At 38.6% G+C, this 17,851-nt stretch carries 11 protein-coding genes and 1 rRNA gene; 1 reads left to right on the plus strand and 11 read right to left on the minus strand.

Features of this window, described 5'->3' with window-relative positions; translation table 11 throughout:
- The 11 genes from T375_RS10040 to T375_RS10090 all read right to left on the minus strand — a co-directional run.
- A 16S ribosomal RNA gene (locus T375_RS10040) occupies positions 1-267 on the minus strand; the annotation flags it as partial.
- 595 nt (positions 268-862) lie between these two features.
- Positions 863-2,248, minus strand: coding sequence for a DNA repair protein RadA (gene radA, locus T375_RS10045; protein ID WP_044937991.1), 1,386 nt, complete (start codon positions 2,246-2,248; stop codon positions 863-865).
- Between the two features lie 74 nt (positions 2,249-2,322).
- The gene (locus tag T375_RS10050) at positions 2,323-2,736 is read right to left on the minus strand and encodes a hypothetical protein (RefSeq protein ID WP_044937992.1); all 414 of its coding nucleotides are present in this window, start codon (positions 2,734-2,736) and stop codon (positions 2,323-2,325) included.
- Positions 2,737-2,832: 96 nt separating this feature from the next.
- A complete protein-coding gene (locus T375_RS10055; RefSeq protein WP_044937996.1) occupies positions 2,833-5,274 on the minus strand; it encodes an ATP-dependent Clp protease ATP-binding subunit in 2,442 nt (813 codons plus the stop codon).
- A 13-nt stretch (positions 5,275-5,287) separates the two neighbouring features.
- A complete protein-coding gene (locus T375_RS13740) occupies positions 5,288-6,745 on the minus strand; it encodes a hypothetical protein (RefSeq protein ID WP_044937999.1) in 1,458 nt (485 codons plus the stop codon).
- A gap of 116 nt (positions 6,746-6,861) precedes the next feature.
- Positions 6,862-7,056, minus strand: coding sequence for a hypothetical protein (locus T375_RS10065; protein ID WP_044938001.1), 195 nt, complete (start codon positions 7,054-7,056; stop codon positions 6,862-6,864).
- A gap of 68 nt (positions 7,057-7,124) precedes the next feature.
- Positions 7,125-8,267 (minus strand): aldo/keto reductase, encoded by a 1,143-nt coding sequence (locus T375_RS10070; protein WP_044938003.1) that lies wholly within the window; start codon positions 8,265-8,267, stop codon positions 7,125-7,127.
- Between the two features lie 145 nt (positions 8,268-8,412).
- Positions 8,413-9,840 (minus strand): NCS2 family permease, encoded by a 1,428-nt coding sequence (locus tag T375_RS10075; RefSeq protein ID WP_044938005.1) that lies wholly within the window; start codon positions 9,838-9,840, stop codon positions 8,413-8,415.
- Between the two features lie 34 nt (positions 9,841-9,874).
- Positions 9,875-11,467, minus strand: coding sequence for a CTP synthase (locus T375_RS10080; protein ID WP_044938007.1), 1,593 nt, complete (start codon positions 11,465-11,467; stop codon positions 9,875-9,877).
- Position 11,468: 1 nt separating this feature from the next.
- Entirely contained in the window at positions 11,469-12,041 is a 573-nt protein-coding gene (locus T375_RS10085; RefSeq protein WP_044938010.1) for an ANTAR domain-containing response regulator, read from the minus strand.
- A gap of 14 nt (positions 12,042-12,055) precedes the next feature.
- A complete protein-coding gene (locus T375_RS10090; protein ID WP_044938012.1) occupies positions 12,056-13,303 on the minus strand; it encodes a glutamine synthetase family protein in 1,248 nt (415 codons plus the stop codon).
- 260 nt (positions 13,304-13,563) lie between these two features.
- Here T375_RS10090 and T375_RS10095 point away from each other — a divergent pair, with 260 nt between their 5' ends.
- Positions 13,564-17,817: a 2-hydroxyacyl-CoA dehydratase gene (locus T375_RS10095; protein WP_044938014.1), complete on the plus strand. Its 4,254-nt coding sequence runs from the start codon at positions 13,564-13,566 to the stop codon at positions 17,815-17,817.
- Positions 17,818-17,851: the final 34 nt, after the last annotated feature.

A 17,851-nucleotide genomic window follows, 5' to 3' on the forward strand; every position in this document is an offset into this window, starting at 1 on the left:
AACTAGCTAATCAGACGCGGGTCCATCTTGTACCGAAAAACTTTTCACACTGCTCCATGCGAAGCTGTGCGCTTATGCGGTATTAGCAGTCGTTTCCAACTGTTGTCCCCCTGTACAAGGTAGGTTACCCACGCGTTACTCACCCGTCCGCCACTCAGTCAACAAATCGTCACCCCGAAGGGATCGTAATAAGTTGCTTCGTTCGACTTGCATGTGTTAAGCACGCCGCCAGCGTTCATCCTGAGCCAGGATCAAACTCTCATGTTAAAAAGTTTAATTCCGAATCAGTATAAAACTGACTTGTTTACTGTAAATGTAAGAATCAAAGATTCTTACTAGAATATTAATTTCAAAATCAAGTTTTGAAATTAATATCCCCTTAATAAAGGTTTTGTTTCGTCTTAGAAACTAAATGAATTTCAAGGATACATGTTTAAGTCACAATTTTCACGAAGTGAAAGTTGTGTAAGTAACAAGCTTGCTTGTTACCAAAAAACTTGTATTAATTCAAGGTTTGTTTCACTGTTCAGTTATCAATCTTCTCTTTGTTGTTGCCCTCAGCAGCAACTCGTTTATATTATCACGATGCTGTCTTTTTGTCAACAACTTTTTTATTTATTTTGTGAACTATTTAGGAAATCAAAATTGTTTATACAATTCTTTCAATTCCTTATTTCATTCAGCACTTCGTTTCCCTCAGTGCTCGATTATAATATCACCTAAAATAGGGCGTGTCAACAGAATTTCTGTGTTTTTTTAAAGTAAATCTATTTAACTCAAACGCTCATAATTGTGTGAATTGTACCAATTATTTTATCAATTCTATTTTGACGCCCATATATAGGTCATATAAGCATCTTCATTATCGAGATATAGCATCAACCGCCTCTTTTATATTTGATACGCCAACGACTATAATCCCATCAATATTTTTCACAGAATGTATATTGGACATAGGCATTATTACCCTCTTAAATCCAAGCTTCTTAGCTTCGTTAACTCGCTGCTCTGCCATTGACACAGATCTAACTTCGCCTGACAAACCTATCTCACCAAATACTATCGTTCCTTCGTCAACAGGTATATCCTTTTCACTAGAATATATAGCAAGTGCTATAGCTAAATCGATTGCTGGTTCATTAATTCTAATTCCACCGGCTATATTAACATAAACGTCTGATCTTCCTAAGAATATACCACATGATCTGTTAGCCTTAGCATCTCTCATTCTTTCAAGTACTGCAACTAACAGATTTACTCTATTGTAATCGCATCCTGTGGCCATTCTTCTAGGAATTTCAAAAGCAGTTTTGCTGACTAATGACTGTATTTCCACAAGAATTGGTCTTGTCCCCTCCATTGAGCATGTAACTATAGAACCAGTAGCATTTTCCGGTCTTCCATCTAGCATAACAGCAGAAGGATTCTTAACCTGTTCTAAGCCGGTGTCCCTCATTTCAAAAACGCCTATTTCATTGGTAGACCCAAATCTATTCTTAACTCCACGAAGTATTCTGTAAGATGCGTGTCTATCTCCTTCAAAATACAAAACAGTATCTACCATATGTTCAAGAACTCTAGGTCCTGCAACAGTACCCTCTTTTGTAACATGTCCAACTATGAAGACAGCTATTCCTTTTCCTTTTGCTATCTCCATTAAGACACTAGTCGATTCTCTAACCTGCGAAACTGAGCCTGGAGCCGAACCCACTGACTCATTAAACATTGTTTGAATAGAATCGATGATAAGAACAGTTGGCATCTCTCTTTCAACTACAGCTTTTATAGTATCTAGATTTGTTTCACATAATAAATCCAGCTTATCGTTAAACTTGCCAATTCTATCTGCCCTTATTTTTATTTGCTGCAATGATTCCTCACCAGAAACATACATGACATTTACACCAGACAAACAAAGCTTTTGACATGTCTGAAGCAAAAGTGTCGACTTTCCAATACCAGGATCTCCGCCAACTAAAACCATAGAACCAGGAACAATTCCACCGCCTAATACGCGGTTAAACTCCTCGATATTTGTAGATATTCTCTGTTCATTAGAGGCAGTAACATCGATAATCTTTGTTGGCTTAACATCCGATACTTTTGCTCTACTTTTAACAGACGTCTTATCTATGACCTCTTCTACTAAAGAATTCCACGCACCACATGATGGGCATTTTCCAGCCCACTTTGATGTTTCATTCCCACATTCCTGGCAGAAGAATACTGAAACCTTTTTATTTGCCATAATATATCTCCTTCTATAAATAAAAAAATCTTCCCACATTTATTTGTGGGAAGATAATAGTTTAAATTACGGTATTAAACTCTACTAACCTGAACTGTTACTGCAACTCCTGGATCAAGCTCAACTGAAAGATTAAGCTTACCGCCAAGATTGGTCTTCATCTGACCTGCACTTGCGCCATTAACAGTAATATCATAGCTAGTCTCTGGTTCAAGCTCCAAAGTAATCATTGCATCTTCTTTGCCCTCAACTGTAAACGAAACAGAATCAGAAGTACAATCGAACTTTTCTACAGCTGTACCAGGTACAGATTCATAAACAAACATCCCATTACGTTCTAACTTAGTGATATCTGAAAATGTCTTAACCTTGTACAAATCTCCGTCGTGCTTGTAGTCTTCGAGCTTCTTCTTATCAGCTAATGTATAATCCCCAAAGCTGATAGTTCCGTCTGCTTCACTGCGAATCAACTCACTAATCACAGCCATTTTTATTCCTCCTGTAGCCACTGCTTATCTGCAGATTGTCTTATTCTGATTATAACAAAGGAATATCATTTTAACAACAAGACCCACAAATTATTATTAGCATTTTTCAAAAACCACTACGTCTTTTTTAACCTTTGCTTTTACTGAATCAGATGGCTTTATTTTGCCTGCTAAAATATCCTCTGCCATTACATCCTCAAGAGCCGTCTGTATCTTTCTACGAATTGGACGAGCGCCATATTTAGGATCAAATGCTTTATCTACAATCCAAGTCTTAACTGATGCTGGAATTGTAACTGTAATATCCATCTGCTCTTTGCATCTAACAATAAATTGTTTAACCTGCAAACCAGCAATTTCTTTCATATCATCCTTTGTAAGGGCTCTAAATACGATTGTTTCATCAATACGGTTTAAGAATTCCGGCTTAAAGATTCTCTTTACCTCTTCCATTACGCCATTCTTCATAAACTCGTAGTCTTTGCTAGCATCCTCTTTTGATGCAAAACCAAGCTTTTTAGGCTCTATAATTGCCTGTGCGCCAGCATTACTTGTCATGATAATAATAGTATTCTTAAAGTCTACCTTTCGTCCCTGAGAATCTGTAACATGACCATCATCCAAAATCTGTAAAAGAACATTGAATACATCAGGATGTGCCTTTTCAATCTCATCAAAAAGGATTACTGAATATGGATTGCGACGAACCTTTTCTGATAGCTGGCCGCCTTCCTCATAGCCAACATATCCTGGAGGTGATCCAATCATCTTTGAGACTGAATGCTTCTCCATATATTCACTCATATCAACTCTAATCATTGATGATTCGTTGCCAAATACAGCCTCTGCCAAGGCTTTTGAAATTTCTGTTTTACCAACACCTGTTGGGCCAAGGAATAAGAACGAACCAATTGGTCTGCCCTTTTCTTTAAGACCCACTCTACCTCTACGAACTGCTCTAGCAACTGCAGAAACGGCCTCTTCTTGACCTACGACACGCTTATGTAAAATGCTTTCGATTTTACGAAGTCGAACTGACTCCTGTTCTGTTAATTTAGAAACAGGAATCTTTGTCCATAATGCCACAACCTTTGCGACATCATTTTCTGTAAGAACAACAGGCTTTGACTTAGAGCGCCTGTTAAGCTTCTTTTGCTCCGCTTCCTTCTTTAAGATAAGCTCATCTTTTTCTTTTTTAATTGAACTAGCAAGAGCAATATCGCCATTAATAATAGCGTTCTCCATGTCTTCAGAAAGCTGTTCAATTTGTTTATCTAAACTGTCATCTTTTGTAATTTTCTTTACGTCATTAAGCTTAATAGCAGCAGCTGCTTCATCCATCAAATCAATGGCTTTATCTGGCAAGAATCTATCTGCTATATAGCGTTCTGAAAGGTGTACGCACGCCTCAACAGCTTCGTCCGGAATTGTAATCCCGTGGTGCTCTTCATATAAGTGTCTTACACCTTTAAGAATGTCAATTGTTTCCTCTGTAGAAGGCTCTTCTACCATAACAGGTTGGAAACGTCTTTCTAATGCAGCATCTTTCTCTACGTATTTACGATATTCATTAATAGTAGTAGCTCCAAGAATTTGAATCTCGCCACGAGCCATAGCTGGCTTTAAAATATTAGATGCATCGATAGCTCCTTCAGCTCCACCAGCACCTATTAATGTATGAATCTCGTCTATGAATAAAAGGATATTGCCCTCTTCAATAACTTCCGCAATAACCTTTTTTATTCTCTCTTCGAATTCGCCACGGTATTTTGAACCAGCAACCATTCCTGACAAATCAAGGGAAAGTACCCTTAAATCCTTTACAGAATCAGGAACATTACCGTCAACAATTCTTTCTGCTAAGCCTTCAACAATGGCAGTTTTACCAACACCAGGCTCACCAATAAGACAAGGATTATTCTTTCCTCGTCTAGATAGTATTTGAATTACACGCTGAATTTCTGAATCTCTACCAACTATAGGATCCAGTTCTCCTTCTTCAGCAAGCTCTGTTAAATCTCTAGAAAACTGATCCAAGTAAGATGCTTCGTTTTTGCGAGAGCGACCGCTGTTAATAGCCTGCATCTCTTCTTTGTATACAACCCCCTCTGCGCCCATACCGGCTACTAATTCGGAGAATAGTTTGTGAGGGTTGATATCCAGCGAATTAAGCAGACGTGCACCAGAGCAATCCTGCATACGAATCATCGCCAATAAAAGATGCTCTGTTCCTATAGTCTTAGAATTGCATTTAGCTGCTTCTTCACTAGCATGTTCCAATAATTGTTCCATTTTAGGTGTGTAGCCATCTCTTTCTTGAATGGCAATCTCACCACCTGGAGAAATAAGCTCCTCCACAAGCTTAAGTAACGCTGCTTTATCTACACCATTAGAATTCAAAACCTTGGCAGCAAGTGAGTTCTCCTGCTCAATAATAGAAATAAGGAGATGCTCAGTACCAACATAGCTATGCTGCAATGACTTTGAAAGCTTTGATGCCCCTGTAATTGCACGTTTTGCTTGTCTTGAATATTCCATATTTTTGCTCCTTTTATAGGTCATTTAAATCCATCATATTAAGACTAGATGCTCTACGAGCCTCGTATGACTCTGACTCAAATCTTGACTTAGAGAAATCTCTGTCGTCATCTTCGTCATCTTCATCATAATCATCGTACTCTTCTTCATCATCGTCATCGTACTCTTCTTCTTCGTACTCTTCTTCGTCGTACTCGTCATCTTCTTCGTCACGATCTTTTCCGCCAAAAACAATAGAACGAGGTAATCTGCGAGAAGATCTAGTAGGCGCCTTAGCAAATACATCGCCATCAAAATCATCGTCGTCACCATGACCTCTAATAGCTTTGTTAATAATAATAAATAATAGTACAACACAAAGGACTATAAGCCCCATGATGATTTTGCGATATAAGTTGAGTTTTTCTACATATAAATTATTGTCGGTAGATGTTTCTGTTTCCTCTACCTCTTCGGTAGTATCAGTAGATGCTGAAGTAGAAAGAGCTGATTCATCAACTCTTGAAACAGTCTTATATGTGCTGTCGTATACAAACCAACCAGAAGCACCATCCTGGTTTGTACCGTAAACATAGAAAAACTCTGCTCCATCGATTGTGTATGCAGTAGCTGTGCCACCATTTACATCAAGTGTAGTTGCTGTAAAAGCAGATGTAGGTGCTGAACCATTGTCACTAACAATAACGTAGCTATCTGCTGTACCAAGCATTAAGAAAGGTGAAACAGTACCTGCTTCTGCATTATAAAGATAGAAAACACCTGAACCTGATGTGTTATCAGCTGGCTTTAAGTAAAGCAATGTAAGACTACCATTTGTTGGCTCGCTATATGTGCTTGAACCAATTGTAACAGTTGTCTTTGAAAAGCCTGCTGGCATATCAGAATCAGAAAATCTCTCTGAAACAACATATGCAACACCATCGATATCAAATCCACCATCGGAGTTAAGATTACCTACTCCACTTGTAGATGTAGTAGTTGCTGTAGTTTCCTCTGTAGTTTCTTCTGTAGTCTCAGTATTCTCTTCTACTGTCTCTTCTGTTGTAGTTGTTTCTTCTGTAGTAGATTCACTTGCTGTGCTTGTAGATGAAGAGCTTGATGAGCCTCCGATAGTAAGTGTTGTACTGCTACCTGAATTTGCAGATGAAGAAACTATGATAGAAGCTGTTCCTTCTGCCGCTGCAGAAAATACGATATCGCCCTGCTTGCCAGAGAAAGAAACTGCATTGCCCTCTGATGTGTAACCTGAAACACTGCAGCTAGAAAGAGAAAGCATGCTAGCTGTGTATTTAACAGTGATTGTGCCGCTTTCTGTGGCGGTTATAGAAACTGTAATAGAATCGCCAACTGATGCAGAACTTTTAGAAACATTAATAGTGGTAGTTCCCTGTGCCATTGCAACAATATTAAACGCAAAAACCATTACAGCTATAGCTGCAAAGCTAACTGCTCTTTTAAACAATTTATTCATAATCAATTACCTTCCTTAAAAACCCAGTGTACATCATATCGGTGAAAAAGCCTTTTTCGCTAATATAAATACACTATATATAGATACTTTAATTATAGGTAACCCCCAATACATAGTCAACAATTTCTGCAAAGTAAAAAGAGCCATATTGAGCTAGAAAGCCCTGAGAATGAGCCTATTACTCCGCCTGCATTACTACTAGAAATGTGGATATCAAATATAAATAATAAGAAGAAAATAATGCCAACTGCAACAATAAACGAAATAGCTGCCAGCGATACAATTAATTCTTTATCAAGTTTCTTTTTCATAAAAAATACCTCCTGAATCATCTTATGTATAAGATAATATCAGAAGGTATGTACATATTTATGGACTTCTAGCTTTCAAACATTTCAGCTACTAGTTCTAGATTCTTTCTAATAGGAAGATGTTGTGGACAAATATTCTCACATTTACCGCATTTAATGCAATCACTAGCCTTACCAAAATTTGCATTTAAACGCTCATAGTATTCACGTTGAATAGTAAATCCTTTATCCTTTGATTCCTGTTTTTCAGCATTATACAATGAGAAATACTTTGGGATAGGGATGTTCATAGGGCAACCGTCTACGCAATAAGCACATGCTGTACATGGAATTGCAATAGCACCGTTAATAATATCTCTTGCCATAAACACAAGCTTCTGCTCTTCCTCTGTAAGAGGCTTGAAATCAGCCATATAGCCTGTGTTATCAAGAAGCATCTGCTCACTTCCCATTCCAGAAAGAACCATCTTTACATTTGGAAGAGACGCTGCGAAACGAATAGCCCATGATGGAATTGAAGCATTTGCATCGTAATTTTTAAACAAATCCGTTACTGCATCAGGTACATTTGCCAAAGTACCGCCTTTGACCGGCTCCATAACAACTACTGGCTTATTATGCTTTACACAAACCTCGTAGCATTTTCTTGATTGAATAGCTTCGCTTTCCCAATCAAGGTAATTTATCTGAAGCTGGACAAATTCAACTTCTGGATGCTCTGTGAGAATCCTATCTAAGAGCTCAGCTCTATCGTGATAAGAAAAGCCCATATGCTTAACAAGGCCCGCTTCTTTTTTCTTAGCTAGCCATTCAAAACTGCCAAGCTCTGTGTATTTTTTATAATGTCCCTCTCCTACATCGTGGATAAGATAATAATCAAAATATGAAACACCAGTCTTTTCCAATTGCTTGTTAAAAATTTCATCCATCTCTTCTGCCTTATTGAAGAATCCAGCATGAAGTTTGTCAGCAAGAGTAAATTTATCTCTAGGATATCTATCTACCAATGCTTCTTTTGTGGCATTTTCAGACTTAAATCCGCAATACATCCAAGCAGTATCAAAATATGTAAATCCTCTTTCAATAAAGGTATCAACCATCTTTTTAAGAGTCTCTACATCAATTGAATCCTCTTTATTTGGATCTAATCTTGGTAAACGCATTAAACCAAAACCGAGTTTCTTAGTATTATCCCCAAATATATTTGCCATTAGTCCTCTCCTTTCAATTGTGCAAAATCTATTTACATAATACTCCACATTCCCTATAGTTAGTCAATAGAAACTCAGATATTCACTTTCAATAAAAAAAGCTAGCTCTGTAATTAGAGCTAGCTTTTGAATGTCTATATTATTCTTATACTGCTAAGAAGAACTTGATAAGGAAAAGTACTGAGATTACATATGTAAGAGCAGATACTTCCTTTGCCTTGCCTGTGAATACCTTGATTACTGTGTAAGAAATCATTGCAAGACCAATACCATGTCCAATTGAACCTGAAATAGGCATAGCAATAAGCATGATAGTAACTGGTACACATACTGAAAGGTCATCAAAGTTTACCTTCTTAAGACCTGTCATCATAAGAACACCAACATAGATGAGTGCTGCTGATGTTGCAGCTGCTGGAATGATTGCTGCGATAGGTGCAAGGAAAATGCAAAGAAGGAATGCAATACCGCATGTAAGTGCTGTAAGACCTGTACGTCCTCCTGCCTCAACACCTGAAGCTGACTCAATAAATGTTGTAACTGTTGATGTACCTGTGCAAGCACCGAAAAGTGTTCCGATAGAATCTGAAAGAAGAGCTTCCTTCATGTTTGGCATATTGCCTTCTCTATCAACCATACCTGCACGAGAAGCTGTACCTACTAATGTTCCAATTGTATCGAACATATCAATGATACAGAATGTGATAACAAGTGTTACTGCTGTAAACCACCCCATCTGAGTTAGACCAGCAAAATTAAACTTAAAGAGTGTTGTTGTAGCCATATCACCAAATGCAGGAACAAATGATGCTGTTGCAAGTGATGCAAAAGGATTCTGGCCAAGTACGAAGAAATCGCCAATCCAGTAAATTACTGATGCAGCAAGCATACCAATAATAACTGAAGCCTTAACGCCCTTTGATGCAAGAACTACAATAATAAATAAACCAACAAACATTGTAATAACAGAAAGAACCATTACTGGGTAAGCATCTGTCATTGTCTGCTTAGCGTATGAAGCTGTAAGAGCTCCGAAGAAATCTTTCATTGCAAAATACTGATTGAAGTTTGAATCTGCAATGTAAACATTTGAACCAAAACCAATGTTAAGAAGCATAAGTCCAATAGCTGGTGAAATACCAAGACGAATGCCAAGTGGAATTGCATCTACAATCTTTTCACGAATATTGAGAAGTGAAAGGATAAAGAATACAATACCTTCGATAAGAATGATGCAAAGCATTGCCTGGAATGACTCTACATATCCCATACCAGTCATAGCAACAAGGTTGCCGATTACAATAGCCATGAATGAGTTAAGTCCCATACCTGGAGCAAGACAGAAAGGCTTATTTGCAAGGAAAGCCATAACAAACATAGCGACCGCTGATGAAATACATGTGGCAAGGAATACACCATTCCAAAGTGCCTGACCGCCTGCACCGTAACCAGTAAGAAGGTTTGGATTCAAGGCAATGATATAAGCCATTGTCATGAATGTGGTGAGACCAGCGATGATTTCTGTCCTTACAGAAGTGTTGTTCTCTTTGAGTTTAAATCTTTTCTCTAACATTTTTTTCTCCTTTATATAAAAAATTTATAGGGAACTACTTCAAGCTTGCTTTGATAAACGCAGCAAACAATGGATGTGGCTTATTTGGGCGGCTCTTAAACTCAGGATGGAATTGTACACCTACATGGAATTTGTTTGCTGAAACTTCAATTGCTTCAACAACTTCATCATTAGGTGAAGTACCTGAAATTGTGAGACCTTTTTCTGTCATAAGCTCACGGTATTGATTATTAAACTCGAATCTATGTCTATGGCGCTCAGAAATATTTTCTGAACCATATGCTTCATATAATTTAGTATTTTTTTGAACTGCACAAGGATATGCTCCAAGGCGCATTGTTCCGCCCTTTCTAAGAACAGCCATCTGCTCTTCCATAAGGTCGATTACGCAATTCTTTCCTGTGCTATTAAACTCACGAGAATTGGCATCCTCAAGACCGCAAACATTTCTTGCAAACTCAATTGCAGCAACCTGCATACCTAAGCAAATGCCAAGATAAGGAATATCATTTTCACGTGCGAACTGGCAAGCAGCTATCTTTCCTTCTACTCCTCTATCGCCAAATCCTCCTGGTACAAGAATTCCATCAACACCACCTAAAACATCTTTTACATTGTCTTTTGTGATTGTTTCAGAATCAACCCATTCGATTTCAACGTGAGCACTGTTTGCATATCCGCCGTGGTATAATGCTTCGCGAACTGATAAATAAGCATCATGAAGTGCAACGTACTTACCAACAATAGCAATTTTTGTCACCTTCTTCAAGCCTTTTATATTATCTACCATTTTTTCCCATTCTTCAATCTCTGGAGAAGGATTTTCTAAACCAAGTTCACGACATACCACATCATCAAGGCCATACTTGTGCATCATAAGAGGTGCTTCATATAAGCAATCAAGGGTATCATTCTCAATTACGCAGTCCTTTTTTACATTACAGAATAGAGAAATCTTATCCTTAATAGACTGCTCAAGTGGATGATCAACACGGCAAACAATAATATTTGGTGAAATCCCAAGAGACTGTAGCTCCTTAACTGAATGCTGTGTTGGCTTTGATTTATGTTCTTCTGAGCCAGAAAGCCATGGAACTAAAGTTACATGAATAAATAAGCAGTTTTCACGTCCTTTTTCAAGAGATACCTGGCGAATAGCCTCAAGGAAAGGCTGTGACTCTATATCGCCTGTTGTTCCACCAATTTCTGTAATCAAAACATCACAATCAGATGTTTCTGCGCCCATGTAGATAAATCTCTTAATTTCCTCAGTAATGTGTGGAATAACCTGAACAGTCTGGCCTAAATACTCACCTTTACGCTCGCGATTAAGAACATTCCAATATACTTTTCCTGAAGTAAGATTTGAATATTTGTTAAGGCTTTCATCAATAAAGCGCTCGTAATGTCCAAGATCAAGATCTGTCTCCGCTCCATCATCTGTAACGAAAACCTCACCATGCTGATATGGACTCATTGTACCTGGATCAACATTCATATAAGGATCAAGTTTTTGTGAAGCAACCTTATAGCCTCTCATTTTTAATAAACGTCCTAATGACGCTGCTGTAATACCTTTTCCTAAACCTGATACTACACCACCTGTAACAAATACATGCTTTGTCATCTTAAACTCCTTCGTATTTCTTTATAATATCTTTAGCAATTTCGACGCGAGATTTTCTCATGTCCATTGCCTGTTTCTCTATAATTTTATGGGCTTCCTCTTCAGAAACGTCACTATTAACAATCAGAAGCAGCTTCGCCCTAGATATGATTTTCATATCCTCTAACTTTTGTTCCAGTTTTGCACTTTCCTTATGAGCCATGCTAATACGTCTCTGCGCAACTCTGGCAAGTTTCAATGCCTGCCAAAATAATTGCTTATTTATAGGCTTTGAAACTGTTATAATTCCATAATCTTCAACGTGTTCTGCAACTTCATCAATAAATTCTGCTTTAACAAACAATATAACCTGGCAATTATTTTTTTCAGCAATATCAATTGCTAAGTCTTCACCAGAACTATTATCTATAGGACCATTGATAATACATATATCAAAATCGTAGTCCAAAATAGCTCTTTTTGCCCGAGGTCCATTGTCAGTTGCAACCACATCTACAATTCCATTCTCTTTAAGAAAGGATTTGTAAAACAGAGTTCCTTTTTCGTTGTTGCAGACAATCAATGCCCTTTCCATAAAACCTCTCCAAATTAAATATAAGATTTTATGATATCAATATATCGCTGAGCTACATCACTGAAAGATGACTTAGTGATAAACTCACTATTCTCAGCGCACTCGATAGCTTCCTCAATGGAAAGTGGTAGCATTTCCAAATAAGCAGATCTATCTTCGGTTAAAAATCTAGAATTGACTTCTAATGCAGGTGGAAGCTTTTCCTTATTTTTGATTCCTGCAAGACCGGCCTGTAAAATAATTGCACTTGCTAAATATGGATTGATACAAGAATCTGGAGAACGAAGTATAAAATGATCTCTCTTGCCATTAATTTCAGGAACTCTGAATAATCTAGAGTTGTTTTGCGAAGACCATGTAATATACTTAGGCGCCTCAGCCATTCCAAATCTGTTATAGGAATCTCTTCTACAGTTAAGGAATAAAGTAATATCCCTCATTCTATTAAGAATACCTGCCATAAAGCTTTCTGAGAAATCCTCATCAGATGTTTGGAGATTTACATTCCCTTTGTAATTTGCCATCTTGATATGTAAACCATTACCAGGTGCATCTTCCAATGGAAGTGGATCAAATGATGCATAAACACCATTTCTGGCAGCTATGTTTTCAACTACATTTTTATAAGTCACAAGATTGTCAGCTGTTGTAAGCACATCAGCAGACATGAAATCTATCTCATTTTGACCTGGTCCCCTCTCATGATGAGAAGTCTGTGGAATGATTCCCATTTCTTCCAAGGTAAGACAAATTTCTCTTCGAATGTTTTCCCCTTTATCACTTGGCGCAACATCAAGATATCCACCATTATCAAATGGTTCTTTAGTTGGATTTCCATCTTCATCTGTTTTAAATAGATAAAACTCAGATTTAAGACCCATACGAGTACTAAATCCTGCTTTCTCACATTCATTAAGGGTTTCTTTTAAGAAATTGCGATAATCGTAAGTAAATGGTGTGCCATCTGCAAGCACTACATCACAATACATACGAACAACTCGTCCTGATTGTGGACGCCAAGGTAAGATATGAAGTGTATCAGGATCTGGCTTAAGGAATAAATCCTGACTATCCCCATCATGGTAGCCTAAAATAAGAAAGGAGTCGAAATTCACGCCTTCTTCAAAGGCGTGTCTCAACTCCTGTGGCATTATAGATATGTTTTTTTGTGTACCGTATAGGTCACAAAAGGCTAGACGTATAAATTTTACGTCGTTTTCTTCAACGAAATCGATGATATCTTCTACTGATAGATTTGACATGCTCCCTCCAAAATAAAAAAAGCGTTTTTTTTTTGGAAAAATCTTTCCTAAAAAAAATACGCTCAATTACTCTGAAATATTACAACAGCATTATTCATTTGTAAAGAAGAAATTTTATAAAATTTTAGATTGCATAAAATATAATCGTTCTTTCAGCGAATAACATTTTTAATATTTTGTTTATTGTATATTTACCCTTCTACATTTATAATACGTACTGTTGCAAAAATATTATATTAATAAGAAAGAATTATTATTATATGGAAAACAAATTATTTAAATTAGGCATCGATATAGGCTCCACAACAGTTAAAATTGCGGTGCTTGACGATGATAACAATCTTTTATTTTCTGATTATCAGAGACACTTTGCTAACATTCAGCAAACTCTCACTGATTTATTAACTCAAGCCAAGTCTAAGCTTGGTCAGATTCAAGTTCGTCCAATGATTACTGGCTCAGGCGGACTTACTCTTGCTAAGCACCTTGGTGTTGAATTTGTACAGGAAGTTATAGCTGTTTCTACTTCCCTCACTCACTATGCTCCACAGACAGATGTAGCAATCGAGCTTGGTGGCGAGGATGCTAAAATCATTTATTTCGAAAATGGTAATGTCGAGCAGCGTATGAACGGTATCTGTGCTGGTGGTACAGGTTCTTTCATCGATCAGATGGCTTCTTTGCTTCAGACAGATGCTACAGGCCTTAATACATATGCTAAGGACTACAAAGCTATCTATCCAATCGCTGCACGTTGCGGTGTATTTGCAAAGACAGATATTCAGCCACTTATCAATGAAGGTGCTTCAAAGGAAGACTTATCTGCTTCTATTTTTCAGGCAGTAGTTAACCAGACTATTTCAGGTCTTGCATGTGGCAAGCCAATTCGCGGCCACGTTGCATTCCTCGGTGGTCCTCTTCACTTTTTGGACCAGCTTAGAGAAGCATTTATTCGTACACTTAAATTAGATGATGAGCATGCTATCTTGCTTGATAACTCTCATCTTTTTGCAGCTATTGGTTCTGCACTTAACTCAAAGGAAGATCAGAACGTACCTATGGACGAGCTTATCGATAAGCTTTCACAGGGAATCAAGATGGACTTCGAAGTTGCCAGACTTGAGCCTTTATTCGAGGGCGAGGACGATTTCAGAGCCTTCAAGGACAGACATGCAAAGGCTGAGGTTAAGAAGGGTGATTTAGCTAACTATCACGGTAATGTTTACCTTGGTATTGATGCTGGTTCTACTACTACAAAGCTTGCTGTTGTAGGTGATGACGGCACTCTTCTTTACTCATTCTACTCAAGCAATAACGGTAGCCCACTTGCTACTTCACTTAAAGCTTTAAAAGAGATTTACTCTATCATGCCTGAGGATACACATATCGTGCACTCATGCTCTACGGGTTATGGTGAAGCATTACTCAAGGCTGCTTTACAGCTTGATGATGGCGAAGTAGAGACAATTGCCCACTACTATGCTGCTGCCTTCTTCAATCCAGAGGTAGACTGCATCCTTGATATTGGTGGACAGGATATGAAATGCATCCGTATCAAAAATGGCGTAGTTGATAGCGTACAGCTTAACGAGGCATGTTCTTCTGGTTGTGGTTCTTTCATCGAGACTTTTGCAAAATCACTTGATTTCACAGTTCAGGATTTTGCTGAGGAAGCGCTCTTTGCTCTCAACCCAATCGACCTTGGTACACGTTGTACCGTATTTATGAATTCAAAGGTAAAGCAGGCACAGAAGGAAGGCGCTTCGGTTGCAGATATTTCTTCAGGTCTTGCTTACTCAGTTATAAAGAACGCACTCTTCAAGGTTATCAAGCTTTCTGATGCTTCAGAGCTCGGCAAGAACATCGTTGTTCAGGGTGGTACATTCTACAATGATGCTGTTCTTCGTTCCCTTGAAAAGGTTGCAGGTGTAAATGTAGTTCGTCCTGATATTGCAGGTATCATGGGTGCATTCGGTTGTGCTCTTATCGCTAAGGAGCGTTACGAGGAAAATCCTACTACAACTACACTTGGCATTGATGAGATTAACAATCTTACATTTGATACAAAGCTTACTCGTTGCCAGGGTTGTGTGAACCACTGCTTACTTACAATCAATAGATTCTCAGGCGGACGTTCATTCATCACAGGTAATAGATGTGAAAAGGGTGCAGGCGGTGTTAAGAATAAAGAGAACATCCCTAACCTTTACGAATACAAATACAACAGATTATTTGATTATGAGCCACTTTCAGAGGAAGAGGCAACTCGAGGTACAGTTGGTATTCCACGTGTCCTTAACCTCTACGAGAATTACCCATTCTGGGCTACATTCTTCAAGGCTCTGAAATTCAGAGTAGTTCTCTCTCCTCGTTCAAATCGTAAGGTTTACGAAATGGGTATCGAGTCAATCCCATCAGAGTCAGAGTGCTACCCAGCAAAGATGGCACATGGTCATGTTCAGTGGCTTATCAACGAAGGCAATGTGGACTTCATTTACTATCCTTGTATTCCATACGAGAGAAATGAGTTCCCTGATTCTAACAACCACTACAACTGCCCTATCGTTACATCTTACGCTGAAAATATTAAGAACAACGTGGATGAAATCACAACCGGAAAGGTTCGTTTCTTAAATCCATTTATGGCATTCTCTTCAGAAGAGATTCTTACAACTCAGCTTGAAAAGGTATTCAAGGAAGAGTTTGATATCTCAGCTAGCGAAGTTAAGGCCGCTGCCCATGCTGCATGGCTTGAGCAGGAGCATTTCAGAAATGATATGTATGCAAAGGGACAGGAAGTTCTTAAGTATCTAGAAGAGACAGGAAAGCATGGTATCGTTCTTGCAGGACGTCCATACCACGTAGACCCAGAGATTAACCACGGTATTCCAGAGCTTATCAACAGCTATGGCATTGCAGTACTTACTGAGGATTCTATTTCAAACCTTGGTGAGGTTGAGCGTCCTCTTATCGTTATGGACCAGTGGATGTTCCACTCACGTATGTACTCAGCTGCCAACTATGTTAAAAAGCATGACAACCTTGATTTAATCCAGCTCAACTCATTTGGTTGTGGTCTTGATGCCGTTACAACTGATCAGGTAGCTGATATTCTTACTCAGTCTGGCAAGATTTACACATGCCTCAAGATTGATGAGGTTAACAACCTTGGTGCTGCACGTATCAGAGTTCGTTCTCTTCTTGCTGCACTTCGTGTTAAGAAAAAGAAGAAACAGGAGCGTGAAATCGTACCTGCAAACTATAACCGTATCGTATTTACGGAGGAAATGAAGAAGAATTACACAATCCTCTGCCCACAGATGTCGCCAATCCACTTTGATTTGATTGAGCCCGCATTCAATGCAGCTGGATATAATCTTGTAATTCCAAACATCCCAACACGTACATGTGTTGATGTAGGTCTTAAATACGTAAACAACGATGCTTGCTATCCTTCACTTATGGTAATCGGTCAGCTTATGGCTGCTATTGATACAGGTGAGTTTGATATGAGCCGTACAGCTCTTCTCATCTCTCAGACAGGTGGTGGATGCCGTGCATCAAACTACATCGGATTCATTCGTAGAGCTCTTGCAAAGGCAGGATATCCTGATGTACCAGTTATTTCATTGAACCTTAATGGATTCGAGCCAAACCCTGGATTCAAGCTTACACCAAGCCTTATCCAGCACGGACTTTACGCTCTTACTTTTGGCGATATCTTACTTCGCTGTGTTTATAGAGTACGTCCTTATGAAGCAGTTCCTGGCTCAACAAACGAGCTTCACGATAAGTGGAGAAAGAAGGTTGTAGAGTTTGTATCTAACACAAAGATACTCTCTCATGGCAAGTTTAAGAGAATGTGCCGTGAAATGATTCGTGATTTCGATAACCTTCCTATTATCGAAGGTCTTAAGAAGCCACGTGTTGGTATCGTAGGAGAAATCCTTGTTAAGTTCCTTCCAGCAGCTAACAATCAGCTTGCTGAATTACTTGAGCAGGAAGGTGCCGAAGCTGTTGTTCCAGATCTTACAGACTTCCTTCTTTACAGTTTCTACAATGCAAACTTTAAGGAAGAAAACCTTGGTGCAAGTCGCAAGACAAAGTTCTATTGCAACATGGGAATCAAGTTCTTTGAGTGGCTCAGAAGTGCTGCCAGAGATGAATTTAACAAGTCTAAGAGATTTACTGCTCCAGCATACATTACAGATACTGCAGCAAACGCTAAAGAAATCGTATCAATCGGTAACCAGACTGGTGAGGGATGGTTCCTTACAGGAGAAATGCTTGAGCTTATTGAAACAGGTGCAAGCAATATCGTATGTATCCAACCATTTGGATGTTTACCAAACCACGTAGTTGGTAAGGGTGTTATCAAGCGTATCCGTCATGAGCACCCAGAGGCAAATATCGTTGCCATCGACTACGATCCAGGTGCATCTGAAGTTAACCAGCTCAACCGTATTAAGCTCATGCTCTCTACAGCAAACAAAAACTTAGCCAAGGCTGAGTAATATAGCAAAAGCCAGCTCCGCAGAGCTGGCTTTT

It is taken from the genome of Pseudobutyrivibrio sp. LB2011, from assembly GCF_000701765.1.
GTDB lineage: Bacteria > Bacillota > Clostridia > Lachnospirales > Lachnospiraceae > Pseudobutyrivibrio > Pseudobutyrivibrio ruminis.